The following is a 13027-nucleotide window of genomic DNA, read 5'->3' as shown; positions in this document are numbered from 1 at the left end:
AGACGCACCGGGTGGGCACAGGATCAGACGCACCGCGTCGCGTCCCACCGCGACGCGGACCGCGTCGTGCCGAGGTCACCCCTGCTTGGGCACCCAGTGATCGACCTCCAACTCGAATTCGTGTTTGAGCTCGCCGTACGCCGCGCGCAGGGCGTCCTCGCCCTCCCCATACCGCTTGATGGCCGTGTCGCGTGCCGTCGCGAAGACCTCCTGCGCCTCCTTGGACGATCGCCGCACTGTCTGTGGGAGCTCGGTCCGGTTCACCGCTGCCCCTCCTCCGTCGGTCGAGGCCGTCATTTCTTGCCCCTCGATTGTCCGCCCCTCGGCACCTCCGCGAAAGCGGCCGATCCGATTGCACCGGTCGACTGACACGCCAGGGGAATCCCCACGCTGTCGGCGCCAGGTAGTACCAACGGAGGCAGGATGCCGATCGCCCCGACCCGGAGGTAACACCATGGCCTGCGCCGCGTGTGTCGACAGTCTCGACCACTGTCACGGAACCCTGATCGTGCACCGGACCGACCCGACCGAGTGCACCGAGGAGCAGTGCGCCGACCTGACCGTTATGCGGCACCCGCTGGTCCTGGACTGCGGCGACGTCCCGCTCGGCTGCCGCTGCGCGGATGACACCTCCCTGGCATCTCGGGCGTCGTAGGCTTCGAGAATGACGCCGGGCCACGACGCGGCCGACCACCCGGAACGGGACGCGGAGTGGGACAGATCGGCACGCCACGAGACGGCGACGGAGCGACTCGACCGTAATTGGGCGAGCATCCTCCAGGAACTCCGTGTCGTGCAGACCGGCGTTCAGTTGCTGACCGGATTTCTGCTGATTCTCCCGTTTCAGGAGCGATTCGCCGAGCTGTCCACCTACGAACAGTGGGTGTATCTGGCGACGGTGATCCTCTCGATCGCGGCCACCGTGCTCCTCATCGCCCCGGTGGGTATGCATCGGATCCTCTTCCGGCAGCGAAAGCTGGACACCCTCGTCACGTCCGCGCACCGATTCGAACTGTGGGGACTGATCCTGCTCGGACTGACGCTCACCGGGGTGGTCATGCTGATCATCGGAACGGTGATCGACCCCATCGTCGGCGCGATCGCAGGCGGCTGTGCCGCGATCGCGTTCGGCTACTTCTGGATTGCGCTTCCCCTGCGCTATCGGCGCGACTGACAGGCGTCGGCCACTTCCACCGCCTCACCCCGCATGTTTGAATTGGACATATCGGGCGATCGCCTAGGGCGTTCGTCGCTCATGGATCTGAGATGGGGTCCGATCAGCGTGAGTCCGGCATGAATCTTCCTGGGTATCCGTCGGTGGGGGTCGAAGAGGAGTTCCTGCTGGTGGATCCCGACACGGGACAACCGCAGATGCGTAATGCGGCGGTCGTGTCGACGGCAACGGAGCTCGGTGTCCCCCTCCAACTCGAACTCTCACAGTGTCAGGTCGAGACGAACTCGCCGGTGTGCTGGGACAGTCAGGGGTTGCGCAGGCACCTGCTCGCGATGCGCGCGACCGCCGCCGACGCCGCGGTCCGCAACGGGAGCAGGCTGCTCGCGACCGGTACCCCACCCATCGGCCCGTCTCGCATGCCGGTGAGCGATTCCGATCGCTATCGGCGGATGGCGCGCCGCTTCGGGACGCTCGCGCTCGAGCAAGGCATCTGCGGATGCCACGTCCACGTGGACGTCCACGACCGCGAGACCGGCGTACAGGTCTGCAACCACGTCCGGTCCTGGCTGCCCGCGCTGCTGGCACTCAGCGCGAACTCACCCCTGCACCGGGGAACGGACAGCGGTTACTCGAGCTGGCGTGCGATCCTCTGGTCGCGGTGGCCGGTCTCGGGGCCGCCGCCCTTCTTCGCCTCGGCCGAGCGCTACGACTCGTTCGTCGCCATGCTGGTCGACAGCGGCAGCCTGCTGGACGAACGGATGATCTATTGGGACATCCGCCCCTCATCCCACCTGCCCACCGTCGAGGTCAGGGTGGGTGACGTGATGCCGACGGTCGACCAGACCGTGCTGCTGGCAACCTTGGTTCGCGCCCTGGTGATGACGGCGACGCGATCGGTCGACCGCGGCGACCAGCCGCCCGATGTCGGACTCGAGACGCTTCGCGTTGCCACGTGGATCGCCGCGAGGGACGGCCTCACCGGAGAGGGCCTCGACCCGCGCACGTCGAGCCCCGTCCCCTATGCACACCAGCTCGAACTGCTGCTCGACCACGTGCACGATGCGCTGGACGAGCTCGGCGAGTTCTCATGGGTCGAGTCCGCACTGAAACACCAACTCGCGCATGGCAACGGCGCGGTCTGGCAGCGCCGGTCGCTGGCCGCGAGCCACAGCATCGAGGAGGTCATCCGATCCGCGACAGAGCGAACCCTCCTGGACTGCGGGCCCCCGCAACCGACGCCGTGACCGCCTGCTCGCGGTGCCTCGTCAGAACGTGGTGTTGATCGGCCCCGGGGTCCACAGCCCGGATCGCGGCGTCGGCGTGACGTCGAGGGTCGCGGGATCGGCCGTCGGGTCGAGCGGCGTGAACTGCTCGATCTCGCCCCAGTCCCGACCCCAGTCCTGATCCAGATAGGACGGGATGGTCCTGGCGGTGAGCAGCATCTGCGTCCAGCCGAGCGGCCCGCCACCGAAGTGGTCCTGCCACAGGTTCGTCGACTTGGCGCCGACCCGGTCCGGGAGGATCCGGTACTCGGGCACCTCGGCCACGCCGTCGTGGTGACCGAACGGGCGCTGACACGGGAACGCAAGGCCCACCGCCCAGTCGATCAGGACGGGGGTCTGCGATCCCACCACCGAGTTGAGCGTCTGCGTCTGCGGTACCCGCGGCGGGGTCACCGCGAGCCACTGCTTCGGATCCCGGTTGTCGTCGGACGCGACGATCCGGACGACGTCGGCCTCGGCAGGCAGCGCGTCGAGCGGCACCCGGAGGTTGCGCCAGGACGGGGCGGGACCGGGGTCGAGCGGGGCCACCGTGCCGAGGGCGACAGCCGTGCCGTCGCCTTGCCCGGTTCCGTACTCGACCTCGAGATGCTGTCCGTCCGTGACGATCCCGTCGGCGTCGACGGAGCGGATCCGGCCTGCCGCTGCGATGGAGATGAGGTCGCCCCTCGACCCGTCCGAGCCGACCGGCGGGAGCCGGTACCAACCGGTGGTCAGCGAGGCGGAGCCCCCGGATCCGTAACTGCCCAGCACCGGCGTGGTCGCCGGGTCGAGGCCGTACGGCAGGGCCACCGCGCTGCCGTTGATGCCGACCCGTCCGGCGCCGCCGCCGGTTCCTGCCGAGTTGCCCGTCGCCGACTGATCGCCCTTCGGATCGACCGAGTTCGCCGTTCCCGAGGCCGACGATTCCTTGTCGGCACTCAGGTCGGCGGCGACACCGTTCGGCTCGAAGCCGACACTGCCGGTTCCGGCCAGGGCCGTCGCGGAGCCACCCGAGAGCGGCTGCAGCATGGAGGCATTCGGGTCGGTCTCGAGCAGCACGTCGTTGGCGAGTGAACAGATTCGACCGCCGAGCGCATCGAAGTTCGACCTACCGACCGAGTACGCGGGGTATTGCGTGACGGCACCCTTGGCGAGGGAGAGCACCTCGAAGAGCACCATCGCCGCGGCGGCGACGGTCAGCGGAGGGATCGCCCAGAGCCGGCCGGTCCGCCTCGAACCGTTGCGGGCGTACGGCTCCCGGACGTGGCACCACACCGCGACGAGCACCATCAGCATCGTGGCCCCCAGCAGAACGGTGCCCGCGCCGAGTCCGCCGATAGAGACCGGCTTGTCCCACCACGGCACGCTGTAGCTCGAGACGTACCACCAGCCGTTGCTGCCGGTGAACGACATGGCGAGCACGAACAGGACGGCCGCGGCGAACAACGCACGATTGCGGGGCGACCGCAGGACGTGGACGCCCACGGCGACCGTGGTCACCACGGCGACCGCCCCGGCGAGTCCGGCGTAGATCCCCAGGTGGTGCGTCCACTTCGTCGGCGTGAACATCATCAACACCATGGCACCGAGGGTGATCCCGAGGATCCGGCGCGCCGGTCCAGCCGCGATTCCAGGGATGCGACCCCCCTTGCGGAGCATCGCCAGGATGCTCGCGGCCACCCCGAGGATCATGATGAAGATGCCGAATCGCCGGGCAAGCGATCCGTCGGGTGAGATGTTGAACAGGTACTGGTAACGCAGGTACTCGTCGAACCACTTCACGTTCGGGCCCGCGGCCTCGTGTGCGCGCTGCATCTCGAAGACGGCCGCCATAGTCTGGTTCGCGAAGATCACCGCCAGGATCGCGGTGCCCGAGGCCAGGAGCGGGAGCAGCAGCGCGAGGTATCCGACCGCCTTCGCGCGGGCGACGACGATCTGGGCGATGGGGCGCAGGCCCGCGATCAGCGCGGCGAAACAGATGATCCCGGATGGTCCGACCGAGAGGGTCATGGCGGCGACCAGGATCGCGACCGCGGCGGGGAGCAGCCGTCGGGTGGCGATGGCGCGCTCGACCGAGCACCAGGTCAGCAGCACGCCTGCCGCGACGACCGGTTCGGGGCGCAGCCCGTTGTTGTACGGGAGCCAGACGGCGAGGAAGGCCAGACCGCCGGTCCACAGGGCCAGCCGGTTGGCCCGCACCGCAGCGCCGAGGCGGGGCACCACCTCGCGGCTGAGCACCAGCCAGGTCACGATGCCCGCGATCAGCGCGGGCAGCCGGACGAACGGGCTCGCGGGCGTTATGTGGGCCAGCAGCCCGAACACCTGGTAATACGGCGTGCCGAAGGGCGTTTCGGGCACCCCGTAGTACCGGAAGTAGTTGGCCATGTAGCCGGCCCCCTCGGCAGCGCGGGCCATGTTGAACTGATAGCCGTCGTCCGAGGTGGTCGCGCCGATGAAGTGCCACAGCACCAGGGTGCCGATGATCACAGCGTCCACCACGCCGAACTTCCACCAGCGCGCGGGCAGGAACCGGCGCGAGCGCCTGCCGTCGGCGCGGTCGAGGCGGTGCAAGGCGACGAGGGAGGCGAGCACCGCCAGCAGGCCGACAACCATCGCGATCAGCTTGAGCGTCGACGGCGTCGAGGTGAAGCGCGAATCGAGTTCCGCGGTGACCTGGAGGCCGGCGGGCGCCGCACCGTCCAGATCGGTGAACACCCCGACCATCTGGGGACGGAGGTCACCCTCGTGCACGGTCGGCGCGATCCCGGACCCGGTGATCTCGGCCGTGGTCCGCGTCGCGTCGGAGGACACCGCGATCGCGCAGTCACCGCCCGCGAGCCGATCGAGCGGCGCGGACAGCAGCACCGTGTCGCGCAGGACCACCTCGATGCGACCGGGATCATCCGCGCCAGCCGGCGTGACCTTGGCCACGAAGCCGTAGCGCTCGGCGTCGGGGGCACCGTTCGGGGCGGTGGCGACGAGGGTGCCGCCCTGCCCTGCCAGCGGGCCGACGGCCGTGCAGGGGATCTCGACGTCGAGGCTCACCGGCGAGTACGAGACGAGCGGCGCCGAGACGCTGCGTGTCATGTCCTGCTGCGGCCACGAGAGCACCGTCTCGTCCGTCACGACGGGCAGCAGCGGCACCGACAGGGTCAGGAGCATGCCGATCAGGCCCGTGACGATGGCGGTCCAGCGGGCGCCGCGGAGCGAGGACCTGCCGCGTGCACCGTGGGGAGGGGGCTCCGGATCATTTGCCGATGCAGGTCTCGTCGCCACGATGCTGTCAACCACGGGTTCGGATGCTAACCGGAATCAACTCATGAGTGAAACGAACGACTTCGGGCTCACTCCCTCAGCGTGGCGAGGAATGCGACGCGATCGCCGCGGTAGAGCGAGCGGACCCGCTCGATCGGCACACCCCCTGCGTCCAGGGATATCCGGTTCAGCAACAGCATCGGCATCGCGGTCGACGAGTCCAGCAGTGCGGCCTCGCGTGGCGATGCCAGCACCGTCTCGATCCGCTCGGTGGCCGAGTCGAAGATCACCCCGGTGGCGCGGATCGCGGCGTACAGCGAGGTGCCCGGATCGAACGACCGTGCCATCGAGGCGAATCGGCAGGCGGGCAGGTACGTGCTCTCGAGCCCGATCTTCTGTCCGTCCGCGAGCAGCACCCGCTCGAGATGGATGACGGCAGCACCCGCGGACAGTCCGAGGTCCGCGGCGAGCTCGGAATCGGACAGCTCGTTCTCGAAGGTGACCAGCTCCCGGCCGGGCACCCGGCCCTGACTGAGCGCGCCCTCGGTGTACGAACAGAGCGAGAGCGGTTGGGTGAGTTTCGGGCTGGCGACGACGGTGCCGCGGCCGCGACGCGCGATCCTGCCCTCCACCAGTAGTTCGTGCACGGCCTGGCGCACCGTCTCCCGTGACACCTCGAAGCGCACCGCGAGGTCGCGCTCCGCGGGCACGGGATCGCCCTCGTCGAGATCGTCGATGATGGCCGCCAATTCGGTGCGCACCCGGTAGTACTTGGGCGCGGACTCCCCCGCATCGATGCGGGCATTGACATCGGTCATCGTGACACCCCCATCCCGGCGCGTACCCGGCGCGCCACGACGAGCACCTCGTCGATCGACGGAGCCTGCGCGCCTGCGACTTTCGCGCCGTCATCGTACCGTCGCAGTCGCACGGCGTCGGGCCAGCGCGAATCGGCGCTCAGCGCCGGGTCGACGCCGGGCCCACCCTGCGCACGCAGTGTGTGGACCGACTCCGCCGAGAGGATCGCGGCATAGCCGGGCTCGGTGGCGACCAGATACCGCTTCGCGGCGACGTGGGCGCCCGCCAGCCACCCGACCCGCTCGCCGAATCGCGGGGTGAGCCACCGCTCGGCCGCGATGTCGTGCGCGGCGCCGTCGGGCAGTCCGAACAGCGGACTGCGCGCGATGTCGTGCAGCGCGCTGGCAAGCACGAGCTCGTCGTCCGCACCGTCCGCGAACGCACGACCCGCCGCCTGCAGGGCATGGTCCAGCTCGTCCACCGCATCCTCGTCGAACACCCCGCGCAGCGAGCGCAGCGCGGCAGCCGTTTCCTCCAGCACCGCGTCGACCGATCCGATCCCCGCTTCGTTCATGCAGGTCAGCGTACCTCAAATTGGTCTATACCAATTGTTCATCCGGCGTTCTCCTCGCCATCACCAGATGGTCTAGACCAAACTGCATGCTCGTCGCCATGCGAATTCTGATTGTGGGCGGAGGCATCCTCGGCACGGCACACGCCGACGAGGCGATCCGCCGCGGGCACGACGTGATCCAACTCGAGCGCGAGACCGAGGCCCGCGGCGCGACCGTGCGCAACTTCGGCCTTGTGTGGGTCTCCGGCCGCGCCGAACACGAGCTCGACACCGCCCTGCGCTCGCGCGAGCTGTGGGAGGACCTCGCCGCCCGCGTCCCGGCGATCGGGTTCCGCCCGGCCGGCTCGATGACGCTGCTGCGCACCCCCGCGGAGGTCGCGGTCGCCGAGGAAGCGATGGCCCGTCCCGATGCCGGGGCCCGCGGCTTCGCCCTCCTCGACCCGGAGCAGGTGCTCGCCGTCAACCCGGCCCTGCGGGGAAAGTTCCTCGCCGGGCTGTACTGCGGCCGCGACGGCGCCGTCGAGTCCCGCGTGGCCCTGCCCGCGATCCGCCGCCACCTCGAGGAGAGCGGCCGCTACACCTTCCACGCCCGCACCGAGGCCCGCGAGGTGGCCTCCGACGCGGCGGGCGTGCACGTCCGCGACGACCAGGGCCGGGTATTCGACGCCGATCTGGCCATCGTCTGCCCCGGCGCGACACTCGGCGGCCTGGCCAGGGACCTGGCCGGGGAGCTACCACTTCGCCGGGTCCGGCTGCAGATGATGCAGACAGCCCCGCTCGGCGAGGAGCTCACCACGGCCATCGCCGACGGCGACAGCCTGCGGTACTACCCGGGTTTCGCTGGTGCGGCCCTGGAGAACCTCAGGACCGTCCAGCCGCAGTCCCCGACCGCGGAGGCACACCGCATGCAGCTGCTGTGCGTGCAGCGCCTGCACGGCGGGCTGACGATCGGCGACACCCACGAGTACGACGAGCCGTTCGACTTCGACGTCGACGAGGCGCCGTACCAGCACCTGACCGGCGTCGTCGAGGAGCTGCTCGGCCGCAGGCTACCCCCGATCGTCAGGCGCTGGGCCGGTGTCTACAGCCAGTGCCTCGACCCCGGCGAGCTCGTGCACCGCGGCAGCCCCGCGGACAACGTCTTGGTGGTGGCAGGCCCCGGCGGCCGCGGTATGACCCTCGGCCCCGCCCTCGCCGAACAGACCGCCGACCAGCTCGGCCTCTGAACCACGACACATCGATCGCCCCAGGAGAAATCGTGACCGCAACCCCCATCGAACTCGCCGTGCTCGACATGGCGGGCACCACCGTCTCCGACGACGGGCTGGTGCTGCGGGCCTTCGCCGCTGCGGCCGACGCCGCGGGCCTGCCCCCCGAGGGCGCCGAGGCCGAGGCCGCGCGCCGGTACGTCCTCGACACCATGGGCCAGTCCAAGATCGTCGTCTTCCGTGCGCTGCTACGCGACGAGGACCGCGCCCAGGCCGCCAACGCCGCCTTCGAATCCGAATACGACCGGCTGATCGAGGAGGGCAACGCCGAGCCCATTCCCGGTGCGGCGGAGTCGATCACCGCACTCCGCGAGGCCGGGATCAAGGTCGCACTGACCACCGGGTTCAGCCGCAGCACGCAGGACAAGCTGCTCTCCGCGCTCGGCTGGCAGACCATCGCCGACCTCACCCTGTCCCCCGCCGAGGCCGGCCGCGGTCGGCCCTACCCGGACCTGATCCTCACCGCACTCCTGCGCCTGCGGGTCGACGACGTGAAAGGCATCGCCGTGCTGGGCGACACGTCCAACGACGTGACCAGCGGGCTGCGCTCGGGCGCGGCCATCGTCGCGGGCACCCTCACCGGCGCCCACGACGAGGACCAGCTCCGCTCGGCGGGCGCCACCCACATCGTGCCCTCGGTGCGCGAGTTCGCCCAGCTCCTCCTGAATCCGTAACACCCCGCTCCACCGTCCCGCACACGAAGAATCCCTCACCCACAGTTAGGAATCCGTCATGCGCATCCGCCCCAGCCTTGCCGCAGCCGCCCTTGCCGCGACCCTGCTCACGCTGACCACCGCCTGCGGTGGCACCGGCACCGCAGCGAGCTCCGACACCGAGACCGTCACCGTCTACAGCGCCGATGGCCTGAGCAACTGGTACAAGGCCCGGTTCGACGAGTTCACCGAGGAGACCGGCGTCGCCGTCAACCTGGTCGAGGCCGGCTCGGGCGAGGTCGTCTCCCGCGTCGAGAAGGAGCAGTCCAACCCGCAGGCCGACATCGTCGTCACCCTGCCGCCGTTCATCCAGAAGGCCGACGCGCAGGGCCTGCTCCAGCCCAGCGGGATCGACACCTCCGCGGTCCCCACCGAGGAGAAGGACCCGGCGGGCAAGTACGTCCCGGTCGTCAACAACTACCTCAACTTCATCGCCAACCCGGGCGCGAACCCGGCCCCGGCGACCTGGGACGACCTCCTCGGCGAGCAGTTCAAGGGCAAGCTGCAGTACTCCACCCCCGGCCAGGCAGGCGACGGCACCGCGGTGCTGCTGCTGCTCCAGCATCTCAAGGGCAAGGAGGGTGCGCTCGACTACCTGAACAAGTTGCAGGCCAACAACGTCGGGCCGTCCTCGTCCACCGGCAAGCTGCAGCCGAAGGTCAGCAACGGTGAGCTGCTGGTCGCGAACGGCGACGTGCAGATGAACCTCGCGTCCATCGCGGATGACGGCTCCAAGTTCAACGTCTTCTTCCCCGCCGAGACGGGCGGTGCCCGCACCACCGTGGCGCTGCCCTACGTGATGGGCCTGGCCAAGGGCGCCCCGCGGTCCGAGCCCGCCAAGAAGCTGATGGCGTACCTGCTCTCGGAGAAGGCACAAAAGACCGTCGGGCCCGATGCTCTCGGCGTCTCGGTCCGCAAGGACGTGCGCGAGGCCGCGACCGTCGATCTGGGCGACAAGTCCACCCCGGCGGGCCTGCTGAACGGTGTCACCGTCTGGACCCCGAACTGGAACACCGTCATCACCGAGCTCGACACCGACGTCGCGGCCTACCAGAAGGCCACCGGGAACTGACATGAGGAAGATCAACACCGGGCAGGCCCGGCCGAGGTTCGGTTCGGCTCCCACGCGCACCGCCGAATCCGGCATCGTCGGGGCCACCGACTACTCCGCCCCCGCCATCACCTTCGACCGCGTCAACGTGGCCTACGGGCGGGGCAAGAGCGCCACCCGGGCGTTGATCGATTTCAACCTGCGGGTGTCCCCGGGAGAGACCGTGGCTCTCCTGGGGCCAAGCGGGTCCGGCAAGTCCACCGCGCTCAAGGCACTGGCCGGCTTCACCCGGCCGGTGTCGGGCTCGGTTCGGCTGGCGGGCAGGGACATCACCGACCTGCCGCCCGCCAAGCGCGGCATCGGGGTTGTCGTGCAGTCGTATGCGCTGTTCCCGCACATGCGGGTCTCGGAGAACGTCGCGTTCGGCCTGCGTTCGCACCGGGTGCCGCGCGCAGAGATCGGCGCGCGGGTCGCCGAGGCACTGGAGATGGTGGGCATGTCCGCCTTCGGCAAGCGACTGCCCCGCGAACTGTCCGGCGGGCAGCAGCAGCGGGTCGCCATCGCGCGCGCCCTGGCGATCCGCCCGAAGGTACTGCTGCTCGACGAGCCGCTTGCCGCGCTCGACGCCCAGCTCCGGCAGAGCATGCTGGCTGAGCTACAGCAACTGCGGGCGGCCCTGCCGGACACCGCGATGCTCTACGTGACCCACGACCAGAGCGAGGCCCTGGCGCTGGCCGACCGGATCGCCGTGATGCGCGACGCCCGGCTCGTCGACGTCGACACCGCGGAGAACCTCTGGAAGCGGCCGCCGAGCAGCTTCACCGCGGCCTTCCTCGGCGGTGCGAACCTGCTGCCCTGCACCGTGACCCGGGTGATCGGCACCTCGGCGCTGGTGTCGGTCGGCGGCATGCCGGTGACCGCGCACGCGCCACGGCCTGCCATCAGCCCGACCGAGTGGGAGTCCGACGCCGGGGCCCTGCTCTGCCTGCGCCCGCACGCGATCACCCTCACCTCGCCCGCCGAGCGCGGCACGCTCCCCGGGCGGGTCACCGCCGGCGTCTGGCGCGGCTCGACCACCAGGCTCACCGTCGCGCTCACCGCCCTGCCCGACGTCCTGCTCGAGGTGGATGTGACCGGGCACGACGAGCGCCCCGCCGGAACCGCTGTGGGCGTTCGCTTCCCGGACCAGGGCGCGGTGCTCGTCCCCGCACCGGGGCCGGTGTCATGACCGCCGTCCTCGATCCGGTCCACCTCGATCCCCCGCCGGTCGGGCCCGGACCGCCCCGGTGGCGGCCGGTGGCCTGGGCCCTGCCGCCGCTGCTGCTGGTGCTCGGCTTCGCCGTCTACCCGATGGCCCGCGTGCTGGCCGAGTCCACCGTCACCGACGAGGGCAGGGGGCTGTCCACCTGGACGGAGGTGCTCGCGTCGGCGCAGTTCCGGAACGCGTTGTGGCGCACCATCGAAATCGCGGTCGCCTCCACAATGGGATGCCTGGCGCTGGGCACCTTCCTCGCGCTGGTGCTCGCGTTCGTGCCCTTCCCCGGATCGAAGGTGGTCGGCCGGCTGATCGACACCATCCTGTCGCTGCCCTCGTTCCTCATCACGCTGGCGTTCACCTTCCTGTACGGAACCGCGGGCGCGGTCAACGCCCTCCTCACCCGGCTCACCGGCGCCGACAGCGGGCCGCTGAACTTCCTGAACACCCCGCTCGGCGTGATCGCCGCGGAGATCACCTTCTTCACCCCGTTCGTGGTGCGGACCCTGCTGGCCGCATTCACCCAGATGCCCCGCGACCAGCTCGACGTCGCGGCCAGCCTCGGCGCCTCCCCATGGCGGGTGCTGCGGACCGTCGTGATGCCGGAGGCCTGGCCCGCGCTGATGGCGGGCGGCTCGCTGGTACTGCTGTTGACGCTCAACGAGTTCGGCATCGTGCTGTTCACCGGGGCCAAGGACGTCGTGACGCTGCCGGTACTGATCTACACCCGCGGCATCGTGACCTTCGACCTGCCGGGCGCCGCGGTGATCGCGAGCGTCCAGGTGGTGTTGTCGCTGTCGCTGTACTGCGGCTACCGATTCCTGTTCAACCGACTGTTGGGAGGCCGCCGTGCTGCTGTGGACCACACGCGCTAGGGCGTTGGCCCTCGCCCTCTTCGGCGTCGTGGTGGTCGTGGTGTTCGTCGCCCCCATCGCCACCGTCGTCGCCGCCGCCCTCGCCGGGGCCTGGACCGGGCCGTTGCCGTCGGACCTCGGCCCGAAGAACCTCTCCGCCGCACTCTCCGAGGAGAACCTGGCCAGCCTGACGGTCAGCCTGCAGACCGCGTTCATCGCGGGCGCGCTGGCGTTGTTCGTCGGCACCTGGGCGGCACTCGCGGCCCGCGAGGGGCCCGCCTGGCTGCGCAAGACCACCGACGCGGTGTTCCACCTGCCGATCGCGGTGCCGTCGGTGGCGATCGGCCTCGGGCTGCTGATCGCGTTCAACGCCGAGCCGCTGCTGCTCGGCGGCACCAAGTGGATCGTGATCCTCGCGCACACCGTGCTGGTGCTCGCGTTCGCGTTCAGCTCGGTCTCCGCGGCGCTTGACCGGCTCGACCCCGCCTACCGGCAGGCCGCCGAGTCGCTCGGCGCCGGACCGACGCGGGTGCTGCTGCGGATCACCCTGCCGCTGCTGCTGCCCGCGCTCGGTGCGGCCGCGGGCCTGGCGATCGCGCTGTCGATGGGCGAACTCGGCGCGACCATCATGGTCTACCCGGCCACCTGGAAGACCCTGCCGGTGACCATCTTCGGGCTCACCGATCGCGGCCAGGTGTTCCTCGCGGCCGCCGACACCACCCTGCTGATGGCCGTCACGCTGGTCGCGCTGCTGGTGGTCGGCCGCATCCGCAGGCGCTGACGCGCCTGTGCGCGGTTGACGAGTCCCTGGACTCGTCAACCG

Annotated in this window: 13 protein-coding genes; 9 read left to right on the top strand and 4 right to left on the bottom strand. The window is 70.2% G+C overall.

The features are described from left to right. Positions 1-75: 75 nt before the first annotated feature. Positions 76-264 carry a ChaB family protein gene (locus ACWFRB_RS14300; RefSeq protein WP_452641808.1) on the bottom strand — a complete coding sequence of 63 codons (189 nt, stop codon included), beginning with the start codon at positions 262-264 and terminating at the stop codon, positions 76-78. Between the two features lie 190 nt (positions 265-454). Here ACWFRB_RS14300 and ACWFRB_RS14295 point away from each other — a divergent pair, with 190 nt between their 5' ends. The 3 genes from ACWFRB_RS14295 (at position 455) to ACWFRB_RS14285 (ending at position 2418) form a co-directional block, all read left to right on the top strand. Further along, positions 455-655 (top strand): hypothetical protein, encoded by a 201-nt coding sequence (locus ACWFRB_RS14295; protein WP_452641807.1) that lies wholly within the window; start codon positions 455-457, stop codon positions 653-655. A gap of 9 nt (positions 656-664) precedes the next feature. Continuing rightward, positions 665-1174: a DUF6328 family protein gene (locus tag ACWFRB_RS14290; protein WP_452641806.1), complete on the top strand. Its 510-nt coding sequence runs from the start codon at positions 665-667 to the stop codon at positions 1172-1174. A gap of 92 nt (positions 1175-1266) precedes the next feature. After that, positions 1267-2418, top strand: a complete 1152-nt coding sequence (locus ACWFRB_RS14285; protein ID WP_452641805.1) for a carboxylate-amine ligase — start codon at positions 1267-1269, stop codon at positions 2416-2418. A 21-nt stretch (positions 2419-2439) separates the two neighbouring features. Here the strand turns inward: ACWFRB_RS14285 and ACWFRB_RS14280 are convergent, their stop codons facing one another. From ACWFRB_RS14280 to ACWFRB_RS14270, 3 genes are all read right to left on the bottom strand, one after another. Then, positions 2440-5619, bottom strand: coding sequence for an arabinosyltransferase domain-containing protein (locus ACWFRB_RS14280; protein WP_452641846.1), 3180 nt, complete (start codon positions 5617-5619; stop codon positions 2440-2442). 161 nt (positions 5620-5780) lie between these two features. Next, positions 5781-6509 (bottom strand): GntR family transcriptional regulator, encoded by a 729-nt coding sequence (locus tag ACWFRB_RS14275; RefSeq protein ID WP_452641804.1) that lies wholly within the window; start codon positions 6507-6509, stop codon positions 5781-5783. Next, positions 6506-7063 carry an HD family phosphohydrolase gene (locus tag ACWFRB_RS14270; protein WP_452641803.1) on the bottom strand — a complete coding sequence of 186 codons (558 nt, stop codon included), beginning with the start codon at positions 7061-7063 and terminating at the stop codon, positions 6506-6508. The genes ACWFRB_RS14275 and ACWFRB_RS14270 overlap by 4 nt, the downstream gene beginning before the upstream one ends. Before the next feature lie 98 nt (positions 7064-7161). Here ACWFRB_RS14270 and ACWFRB_RS14265 point away from each other — a divergent pair, with 98 nt between their 5' ends. The 6 genes from ACWFRB_RS14265 to ACWFRB_RS14240 are packed head-to-tail and all read left to right on the top strand — an operon-like array spanning position 7162 to position 12985. Then, the gene (locus ACWFRB_RS14265) at positions 7162-8289 is read left to right on the top strand and encodes a TIGR03364 family FAD-dependent oxidoreductase (protein ID WP_452641802.1); all 1128 of its coding nucleotides are present in this window, start codon (positions 7162-7164) and stop codon (positions 8287-8289) included. A gap of 32 nt (positions 8290-8321) precedes the next feature. Continuing rightward, on the top strand, positions 8322-9005 hold the full coding sequence (locus ACWFRB_RS14260; RefSeq protein ID WP_452641801.1) for a phosphonatase-like hydrolase: 684 nt from the start codon (positions 8322-8324) through the stop codon (positions 9003-9005). A 58-nt stretch (positions 9006-9063) separates the two neighbouring features. Continuing rightward, positions 9064-10116 carry a 2-aminoethylphosphonate ABC transporter substrate-binding protein gene (locus ACWFRB_RS14255; protein WP_452641800.1) on the top strand — a complete coding sequence of 351 codons (1053 nt, stop codon included), beginning with the start codon at positions 9064-9066 and terminating at the stop codon, positions 10114-10116. Between the two features lies 1 nt (position 10117). Continuing rightward, entirely contained in the window at positions 10118-11323 is a 1206-nt protein-coding gene (locus ACWFRB_RS14250) for an ABC transporter ATP-binding protein (protein WP_452641799.1), read from the top strand. Further along, the gene (locus ACWFRB_RS14245; RefSeq protein ID WP_452641798.1) at positions 11320-12225 is read left to right on the top strand and encodes a 2-aminoethylphosphonate ABC transporter permease subunit; all 906 of its coding nucleotides are present in this window, start codon (positions 11320-11322) and stop codon (positions 12223-12225) included. Before ACWFRB_RS14250 ends, ACWFRB_RS14245 begins: the two co-directional genes overlap by 4 nt. Beyond that, complete coding sequence (locus ACWFRB_RS14240; protein WP_452641797.1) at positions 12200-12985, top strand: ABC transporter permease; 786 nt, start codon at positions 12200-12202, stop codon at positions 12983-12985. Before ACWFRB_RS14245 ends, ACWFRB_RS14240 begins: the two co-directional genes overlap by 26 nt. Positions 12986-13027: the final 42 nt, after the last annotated feature.

This window comes from Rhodococcus sp. NPDC055112 (assembly GCF_053607505.1).
The sequence above is the reverse complement of the archived record's forward strand: the minus strand, read 5'-3'. Positions and strand labels throughout refer to the sequence as shown.

What these genes read in the sequence shown, in the direction of transcription:
- ACWFRB_RS14250 (WP_452641799.1), top strand. Translation starts at nt 10,118, where the DNA reads ATGAGGAAGATCAACACCGGGCAGGCCCGGCCGAGGTTCGGTTCGGCT.
- ACWFRB_RS14285 (WP_452641805.1), top strand. Translation starts at nt 1,267, where the DNA reads ATGGGGTCCGATCAGCGTGAGTCCGGCATGAATCTTCCTGGGTATCCG.
- ACWFRB_RS14290 (WP_452641806.1), top strand. Translation starts at nt 665, where the DNA reads ATGACGCCGGGCCACGACGCGGCCGACCACCCGGAACGGGACGCGGAG.
- ACWFRB_RS14270 (WP_452641803.1), bottom strand. Translation starts at nt 7,063, where the DNA reads ATGAACGAAGCGGGGATCGGATCGGTCGACGCGGTGCTGGAGGAAACG.
- ACWFRB_RS14245 (WP_452641798.1), top strand. Translation starts at nt 11,320, where the DNA reads ATGACCGCCGTCCTCGATCCGGTCCACCTCGATCCCCCGCCGGTCGGG.
- ACWFRB_RS14275 (WP_452641804.1), bottom strand. Translation starts at nt 6,509, where the DNA reads ATGACCGATGTCAATGCCCGCATCGATGCGGGGGAGTCCGCGCCCAAG.
- ACWFRB_RS14295 (WP_452641807.1), top strand. Translation starts at nt 455, where the DNA reads ATGGCCTGCGCCGCGTGTGTCGACAGTCTCGACCACTGTCACGGAACC.
- ACWFRB_RS14265 (WP_452641802.1), top strand. Translation starts at nt 7,162, where the DNA reads ATGCGAATTCTGATTGTGGGCGGAGGCATCCTCGGCACGGCACACGCC.
- ACWFRB_RS14255 (WP_452641800.1), top strand. Translation starts at nt 9,064, where the DNA reads ATGCGCATCCGCCCCAGCCTTGCCGCAGCCGCCCTTGCCGCGACCCTG.